Annotated in this window: 9 protein-coding genes and 1 pseudogene; 8 read left to right on the top strand and 2 right to left on the bottom strand. The window is 65.2% G+C overall.

Annotated elements, in window-relative coordinates:
* From HG262_RS30520 to HG262_RS30500, 5 genes are all read left to right on the top strand, one after another.
* Nucleotides 1-243 (top strand): (2Fe-2S)-binding protein (locus HG262_RS30520; RefSeq protein WP_169274554.1); only part of this gene is annotated, 243 nt, incomplete at its 5' end.
* Between the two features lie 137 nt (nucleotides 244-380).
* Nucleotides 381-1097 (top strand): hypothetical protein, encoded by a 717-nt coding sequence (locus tag HG262_RS30515; protein ID WP_169274553.1) that lies wholly within the window; start codon nucleotides 381-383, stop codon nucleotides 1095-1097.
* 83 nt (nucleotides 1098-1180) lie between these two features.
* Nucleotides 1181-1498 (top strand): DUF883 family protein, encoded by a 318-nt coding sequence (locus tag HG262_RS30510; protein ID WP_006222726.1) that lies wholly within the window; start codon nucleotides 1181-1183, stop codon nucleotides 1496-1498.
* 69 nt (nucleotides 1499-1567) lie between these two features.
* Nucleotides 1568-1984, top strand: a complete 417-nt coding sequence (locus HG262_RS30505) for a phage holin family protein (RefSeq protein WP_169274552.1) — start codon at nucleotides 1568-1570, stop codon at nucleotides 1982-1984.
* Between the two features lie 3 nt (nucleotides 1985-1987).
* The gene (locus HG262_RS30500) at nucleotides 1988-2338 is read left to right on the top strand and encodes a hypothetical protein (RefSeq protein WP_169274551.1); all 351 of its coding nucleotides are present in this window, start codon (nucleotides 1988-1990) and stop codon (nucleotides 2336-2338) included.
* A gap of 154 nt (nucleotides 2339-2492) precedes the next feature.
* Here the strand turns inward: HG262_RS30500 and ubiD are convergent, their stop codons facing one another.
* On the bottom strand, nucleotides 2493-4037 hold the full coding sequence (gene ubiD / locus HG262_RS30495; protein ID WP_169274550.1) for a 4-hydroxy-3-polyprenylbenzoate decarboxylase: 1545 nt from the start codon (nucleotides 4035-4037) through the stop codon (nucleotides 2493-2495).
* 82 nt (nucleotides 4038-4119) lie between these two features.
* Between ubiD and HG262_RS30490 the strand changes: the two genes are divergently transcribed.
* Nucleotides 4120-4938: a lytic transglycosylase domain-containing protein gene (locus tag HG262_RS30490; RefSeq protein ID WP_169274549.1), complete on the top strand. Its 819-nt coding sequence runs from the start codon at nucleotides 4120-4122 to the stop codon at nucleotides 4936-4938.
* Nucleotides 4939-5009: 71 nt separating this feature from the next.
* Here the strand turns inward: HG262_RS30490 and HG262_RS30485 are convergent, their stop codons facing one another.
* Nucleotides 5010-6170 carry a pyridoxal phosphate-dependent aminotransferase gene (locus HG262_RS30485; protein WP_169274548.1) on the bottom strand — a complete coding sequence of 387 codons (1161 nt, stop codon included), beginning with the start codon at nucleotides 6168-6170 and terminating at the stop codon, nucleotides 5010-5012.
* A 43-nt stretch (nucleotides 6171-6213) separates the two neighbouring features.
* Between HG262_RS30485 and HG262_RS30480 the strand changes: the two genes are divergently transcribed.
* Together HG262_RS30480 and HG262_RS30475 are read left to right on the top strand one after the other, a co-directional pair.
* Nucleotides 6214-7101, top strand: coding sequence for an FAD-binding protein (locus HG262_RS30480; protein WP_169274547.1), 888 nt, complete (start codon nucleotides 6214-6216; stop codon nucleotides 7099-7101).
* A gap of 141 nt (nucleotides 7102-7242) precedes the next feature.
* Nucleotides 7243-7475 (top strand): annotated as a pseudogene (locus HG262_RS30475) (NADP-dependent malic enzyme); the annotation flags it as partial.

Genomic DNA, 7475 nt, shown 5'->3' with positions numbered 1-7475 from the left:
GGCGCGCCGGCGCCTGCCAGCGTGTCCGCCTTGCTGACGGGGCGGGTGGCGGGCGCCGCGCGGTCGCGCACCGTCTGCGTCTGCAACGGCGTCAGCGAGGCGGCCATCATGGCGGGCATCGGGCGCGGCTGCGACATGGCGGCGCTGAAAGCCACCCTGGGTTGCGGCACCGGCTGCGGTTCCTGCGTGCCGGAAATCCAGTCCCTGATCGCCCGGATACCGGCCGCCGCGGTGGCGGCATAAGCAGGTGGGCCGCTGCCGCTGCCGCGGTCACGAGTGGACATACGCCGGGCACGCCAACCGGTGTAGTATCAAGCCAGCCGTCGCGGGTGGAGGACGGCGTTTTCTGATTTTTGGAGTGGCTTGTGACGATGCGAAAAATGGCATCTCTGATTTTGGCGGCGGGCGCGCTGGGCGCGGCCGCTTCGGCGCAGGCCGGCGTGTGCGATGCGCAATTCATGCATGACGGTGGCGCGGTGCAATTGACCGGCTCGGGCAACCTGTCGCTGGGCGCAGACCTGACCTTCGCCGAAGTTACAAAAAGCAATGGCGACAATTGCCGTGCCCGCGTGCAGGGCGTGGCCACCTTCAGCTACGCCGGCTTGCCGCCGGGCAAGTCCAAGCTGGACTACCTGATGACGGTCAAGGGCGGTCAGGCCACTTTTCTGAAGTACGCCAGCGCCGGCGAGGCCCCCAAGCCTTCCGAAGGCCAGTTCGACCTGCGCATGCTGGGCCTCTTCGCCTACGACGGCAAGCTCGCCAGCGGCCAGAAATTGCCCGGCTCGTCGTTCCGCTTGAAGATCGGCAAGGAAGCGCCGGTGGGCGGCCAGCCCAGCACCACGGTGCGCATCGGTGAGAAGACCGTGGGCCAGAAGACCCCGGTGAAAACGGCGTTGGGCCAGCAGTCTTGCCATCCCATCACGTACTCGCGAAATTCCGATCCCACGATGGCCACCTTCCAGGGCCTGACCATTCCGATCCCCGGGATGAACACGATGGTCACCGACTGGTACTGCCCGGGGGTGAACTTGGTGATGAAGCAGGATATCGATCAAGGCGGCGTGAAGTCGGCCGTTGAGATTACGCAGATCAAGTAGCACACGGTAGCAAGCACGCCATGCAGCGGGCATGGCGGCTGGTATGATGGTTTTGTCATAGACACACAACAGGAGCTCAAAAAATGGCCACGAGAAAATCCGAAGAAGTCGCAAAAGAAAAACTCATCGACAGTGTCAAGACCAGTTTGAATGACGCGGAAAACCTGCTGCGCGAAGCGGCGGGCACCACTGGCGACAAGGCAAACGAATTGCGCGACCGCGCCATGACCTCGCTCAAGCGCACGCGTGAAGCCCTGTACGAGGCGCAAGACGCCGTGCTGGAACGTGGCCGCAAAGCCGCCCGCGCCACGGACGACTACGTGCACGACAATCCCTGGCAAGCCATCGGCATCGCAGGCGTGACCGGCCTGCTGCTCGGCTTGCTGATCAGCCGCCGCTGATAAGGCTTGAGCGTCCGGGCGGGCGGCGCCGGCTTCACGCCGCGTTGCCCGCCCGGCGTTCTTGACGCCATGGGTCTACGAAAATCTGTTTTCGGAGTCGCGTCCAGCCTGGTCGGGCTGTTGCGCACGCGCCTGGAGTTGCTGACGCTTGAGGCCGCCGATGAAAAGGCGCGCTTGCTCAAGGTGCTGGGCATGGCCTTTGCTGCGCTGCTCTTCCTGACGTTGGCGGTGCTGGTGTTCACCGTGATGGTGGCGGTGCTGTTCTGGCCGACTGAAGATCGCTATCTGGCCCTGGGCCTGCTGGCGGCTTTCTACGGCATTGTCGGCATCGGTCTGTTGCTCGCGGTACGCCATGCGCTGGTTTATGGCGCGCCGCCGTTTGCGGCTACCTTGGAAGAGCTGGGCCGCGACGCGGAACTGCTGGACCGGATCCGCGATGCCCAAGACGATGACATCCCGGCCGCGCGTCGACGCGAGGAGGACTGAGTCATGTCGAAAAGGTCTCCTACCGTTGATCGCGCGGTGCGCATCGAACTGCTGCGCGCCCGCGCAGCCATCGAACGGGAATCGTTGGCGCAAAGCATCGTGAGCACCAGCCACAAGCTGGAGCCGTCCTCGATCATCCGCGGCTTGCTGCCCCGGCTGGCCTCGGGCGGCGCCTCGCGCTGGGCCTTGCAGGCGATCACGCTCGCCCGCCGCTATCCGCTGGTCAGCTCGTCCTTGTCCACCTTGCTCATGCGGGGCGGCAAGCGGTTCAAGCTGCTCAAGATCGCCGGCGGCGCGCTGGTGGGCTGGCAGGTGTACAAGCTGTGGCAAAGCTCAAGAGAGGGCGGGCAATAGGAAGGGCGCGTCAGCCCACACGCTTTCCGCACCTGTCCAATTAAACCCCGCCTGTTAACTGCCCCCCGAAGGTTGGATCAACATCCAACTTTCGGGGGGCAGTTCACTGCAAGGCGGGTTTTTCTTTGCGCGGGCCGCGGGTGTCCTTCCGTCTTTACAGGCCCAGCTGGCCCCACAGGTCGTCCACGCGCTTTTTGACGTCGGCATCCATCGAGATGGGCATGCCCCATTCGCGCTGGGTTTCGCCGGGCCATTTGTTGGTGGCGTCCAGGCCCATCTTGCCGCCCAGTCCGGACACAGGCGAGGCGAAGTCCAGATAGTCGATGGGCGTGTTCTCGACCAGCAGGGTGTCGCGCACGGGATCCATGCGGGTGGTCATGGCCCACACCACTTCCTTCCAGTCGCGCGGGTTGATGTCTTCGTCGACCACCACGATGAACTTGGTGTACATGAACTGGCGCAGGATGCTCCACAGGCCGAACATGACGCGCTTGGCGTGCCCCGCGTACTGCTTGCGAATCGACACCACGGCCAGCCGGTAGCTGCACCCTTCGGGCGGCAGGTAGAAGTCCACGATTTCAGGCAACTGGCGGCGCAGCAAGGGCACGAACACTTCGTTGAGCGCCACGCCCAGCACGGCGGGCTCGTCGGGCGGTTTGCCGGTGTAGGTCGAGTGGTAAATGGGGTTGCGGCGCATCGTGATGCGCTCGACCGTGAAAACGGGGAACCAGTCCTGCTCGTTGTAGTAGCCGGTGTGGTCGCCGTACGGACCTTCCAGCGCCATTTCATAATCGCTGTTGGGCGGCGGGTTGACGCCTTCGGGCACCACCGGTTTGACGGCACGCGGGTCGGACGATGGCAGCAGATGGCCCTCAAGCACGATCTCGGCCCAGGCGGGCACCGACAGGTTGCTGCCCAGGGCTTGGGCGACTTCGGTGCGGGAACCGCGCAGCAGGCCGGCGAACTGGTATTCGGACAGGCTGTCAGGCACCGGGGTGACGGCGCCCAGCGTGGTGGCAGGGTCGGCGCCCAGCGCGACGGCGATGGGGAAGGGCGTGCCCGGGTTGGCCAGCGCATGGTCGCGGAAATCCAGCGCGCCGCCGCGGTGCGACAGCCAGCGCATGATCAGCTTGTTCGGCCCCAGCAATTGCTGGCGGTAGATACCCAGGTTCTGCCGCTTGGCATTGGGGCCGCGGGTGATGACCAGGCCCCAGGTCAATAGCGGGGCTACGTCGCCGGGCCAGCAGGTCTGGATCGGCAGGCGGGTCAGGTCCACGTCCTTGCCTTCCCAAACCACTTCCTGGCAGGCCGGGCTCTTGACGTTCTTGGGGCTCATGTCCCACAAGGCGGCCTTCAGCATTGATACCTTGGCCAGCGCGTCGCGCAGGCCCTTGGGCGCTTCGGGTTCGCGTAAGGAAGCCAGCAGTTCGCCGATGTCGCGCAGCGCGCTGACGTTGTCCGCCCCCATGCCCCGGGCCACGCGGGAAGGAGTACCGAACAGATTGGTAAGCACCGGCATCTGTGCCGGCTTGCTGTCGTGCTGGGCTTTTTCGAACAGCAGGGCGGGGCCCTCGGCACGCAGGACGCGGTCGGAAATTTCGGTCATTTCCAGCCGTGTCGACACCGGAGCGGCAATGCGTTTCAAGTCGCCCATTCGTTCAAGTTGGGCGAGGAAGTCTCTAAGGTCGCGGTATTTCACTACAGATCCCAGCGATTTGGTTACATTTTGGGGTGAAAGAGAGGTTAACATTGACTCCCTCTTTTTCACGCAGGAGGTTTTTATGCCCGATGCGTCAGTGGCCAGCCTGTTCAGGAACATGGCCCAAGGAGTGCACGAATATCTTGCCGAGTCCTTGCGTATCTGCTCAGTCTATCTGGGCATCGCGGTGATTGTGACGGTAAGCATGGGATTTGCCCTGCCTGGTTTGCGCGATCAGGCATTGCAAGTGCACAAAGCCTTGTTGACCGCCCTAGCGCCTTCATCCATGCAATCCGGCACCGAATCCGATGTCGGCTCCGAATTGGGTTCCGACACTGCGTCGGCGATTGCCATGGCCGTTCCAACCGCTCCCGCCAGCAATGCCACCGGTATGCTGGGGCCGGCCCGCGTCGCGCCTCCGGTACCGAAGAAGCCCGCCACGGTGGCCACCGGTCCGCAGGCCGAAGCGTTGCGCAACTATATCTCGCGCAAATACAAGGTGGCGTACGACGCCACCGGTCCGCTGTTGAATACCGTGTACAAGGTCAGCCGCGAAAAGCAGCTTGACCCCTTGCTGGTGTTAGCCGTGATCGCCATCGAGTCCCGCTACAACCCCTTGGCCGAAAGCCATGTGGGCGCGCAGGGCCTGATGCAGGTGATGACCAGCGTGCATCAGGAAAAGTTCGACGCCGTCGGCAAGACCGCGCTGGACCCGGTCGCCAACATCGGCGTCGGGGCCACGATCTTGCGCGACTGCATCAACCGCCGCGGTTCCATCGATGGCGGCCTGGCCTGCTATGTGGGTTCCACGGGGCCGGACGACAACGGCTATGGCGCCAAGGTTCAGGCTGAACGCCGGCGCCTGGCGCTGGCCTCGGGCATCGCGCTGGCGCGGGACTGATCCGGCGGCGATTCTTGGCAGCCAGGCAGGACTGCAAAACGCGCCCCATCGGGGCGCGTTTTGTTTTGGGTTCAGCGCTGTAGCAGTTTGCCGATGCGGGCCACGGCTTCTTCCAGCCGATCCAGGCCCGTGGCATAGGAAAAGCGCATGGTGTGGTTGCCGTGAGCCGGCCCGAAGTCCAGGCCCGGCACGGCGGCGACGCCGGCTTCCAGCAGCAGGCGCTGCGAGAACGTCGAACTGTCCATGCCCAGGCTGCTGATGTCGGCGTAGATATAGAACGCGCCGTCCGGCTTGACCGGGACGGGGATGCCCAGCCGCTCGAATTCGGGCAGCAGGTAGTCGCGGCGCTGCTTGAAGGCTTCGCGGCGATGCTCGAAAGTCTTCATCGCCTGTTCCGTGAAGCAGGCCAGGGCGCCATGCTGGGCCAGGGTCGGCGCGCAGATCTGCAAGCTGGCGGCGATCTTTTCCACCGGGGCCACCATGTCCTCGGGCACGATCATCCAGCCCAGGCGCCAGCCCGTCATGTGGAAATACTTCGAGAAGCTGTTGATGATGATGACGTCGTCGTCCAGGGTCAGCGCGGAGCGGGCTTCGCCTTCGTAGGACAGGCCCAGGTAGATTTCGTCGACGATGGCAAAGCCATCGCGTTCGCGGACCTGCGCCAGCAGGTCGGCGAGTTCGTCCGGGGCGATCGAGGTGCCGGTGGGGTTGCTGGGCGAAGCCACCATCACGCCTTGCGTGGCCGGGGTCCAGTTCCGGGCCACGTCCTGGGCCGACAATTGGAAGCGCTTTTCGGCCGAACTGGGGATCAGGCGGGGCACGCCGCCGGCTGCCAGCACGAAGTTGCTGTTGGCGGGGTAGGACGGGTCCGGCATCAGCACCTCGCCGCCGCCGTTGACCAGCGCCGCGCAGGCCAAGGTCAGCGCGCCGGATGCGCCCGCGGTCACGATGACGCGGGCCGGATTGATCTTGGCGCCGAATTTGTCATGGTAGAACTGCGCAATGGCTTCACGCAGCGGCATCAGGCCCGCGGGCGGGCTGTAGCCGCTGAGCCCGGCCCGGGCGGCGCGCTCCAGCGCTTCCACGACCTGAGGGGGCGCGGTAAAGTCCGGTTCGCCAATGCCCAGGCTGATAATGTCCTTGCCTGCCGCTTGCAGCGCCTGCCCCTGCTTGAAGAGTTCCACAGCGTGGAAAGTCAGAAAATCATGGGTGCGCGTGGCAAGGCGGGGCATTGGATTCTCGAAAGCGTTTTGTAGCGGAAAAGGAATTGTAGTCATGCAGCCATCCCGGCGTGCTTTCCTGCTTGGCCGCAGGCCGGTCCAGACTCCCTGGGCGGCCTTCATGCAGCGCCTGAAGCTGCTGTGCCAAGGGCAGGTCGATGACCTGGGCGAAGACGGCCCCGGCGGGGCGCAGGCCGTCCTGACCCCGCTGCGCGACGCCGATGTCGCGCATGCGCGCACGCTGTGCGCGGAGTACCGCGTTGTCATGACGCTGGAAGGGGCGACGGGGCCTTACGCGCCGGCCGTCGGCCCGCGCCTGCGGATCGATCCGTCCCGGATGGCCGGCCTGGCCCGCCTGGCTGGCGAGGCGCCGCGCTGGCGGGCTCAGCCTGGCGTGCCGCTTGCGGCGCTGACCCAGGCCGGATTGCGGCAGTTCGACGGCTATCCCGGCGCCATGACGCTGGCCGAATGGCTGGCGGCCCCGGCGCCTTGGCCCGCCGGGGGCTGCGCGGCGTCCGGCGTGCTGTCGGTGGACGTGATGTTGGCCGACGGCATCGAAGAATCATTGGGACCGTTCGGCGAGGCCGACGTGCAGCCGCTGCGCTCGGCGACCGTGCAAGGCTTGGTGCCTGAACTGTTCAAACTGGCGTCGGGCGGGGATGCCTTCGCCACGCGCGATGGTCGCCATTGGCTGGGCCGCTACCGGTTGGATGCGCTCAAGCCCGAGGCGCCGGCGACCGTGAACCTGGCGCATCTGCTGCTGGGGCACGGCGGCACGCTGGCCTGGGTGCAAAGCGTGACGCTGACCGATGCACCGGCGTGTCCGGCGACGGACCTGGCACCCGATACGCCCGGGCTGGCGACGGTCCGGCTGGACGGGCGTGTCAAGGCGCTGTTCGATCCCGATGGTCGTTTTCCCTTATTCATGCCTCATGAAACCTGACAGTATTTCAGCTTGCTGTAAGATTTCGCCGCTCGTCTCGAAGAAGAGGGGCGGACGCCGCGGACGTATCGCGCGGCCCGCCATGGGAATAGAATTCCCCCCTCTTCCGTGTGTCTCACCTAATTAGCCAGTAGCCGCCCTATGGATGCCAACCTTCGCAAAGCCGCCCTTGAATATCACGAGCACGGGCGCCCCGGCAAGATCTCGGTCACGCCGACCAAGCAACTGACCAACCAGCGTGATCTGGCGCTGGCGTACTCGCCGGGCGTGGCGGCGGCCTGTGAGGAGATCGTGGCCGATCCGGCCAATGTGTTCCGTTACACCGCGCGCGGCAACCTGGTGGGCGTGATCACCAACGGCACCGCGGTGCTGGG

The organism is Achromobacter sp. Bel (genome assembly GCF_012928505.1).
In the GTDB taxonomy this organism is placed as follows: Bacteria; Pseudomonadota; Gammaproteobacteria; order Burkholderiales; family Burkholderiaceae_B; genus Achromobacter.
Note: the sequence above shows the minus strand (reverse complement) of the source record. Positions and strands in the feature narration are given on the sequence as shown.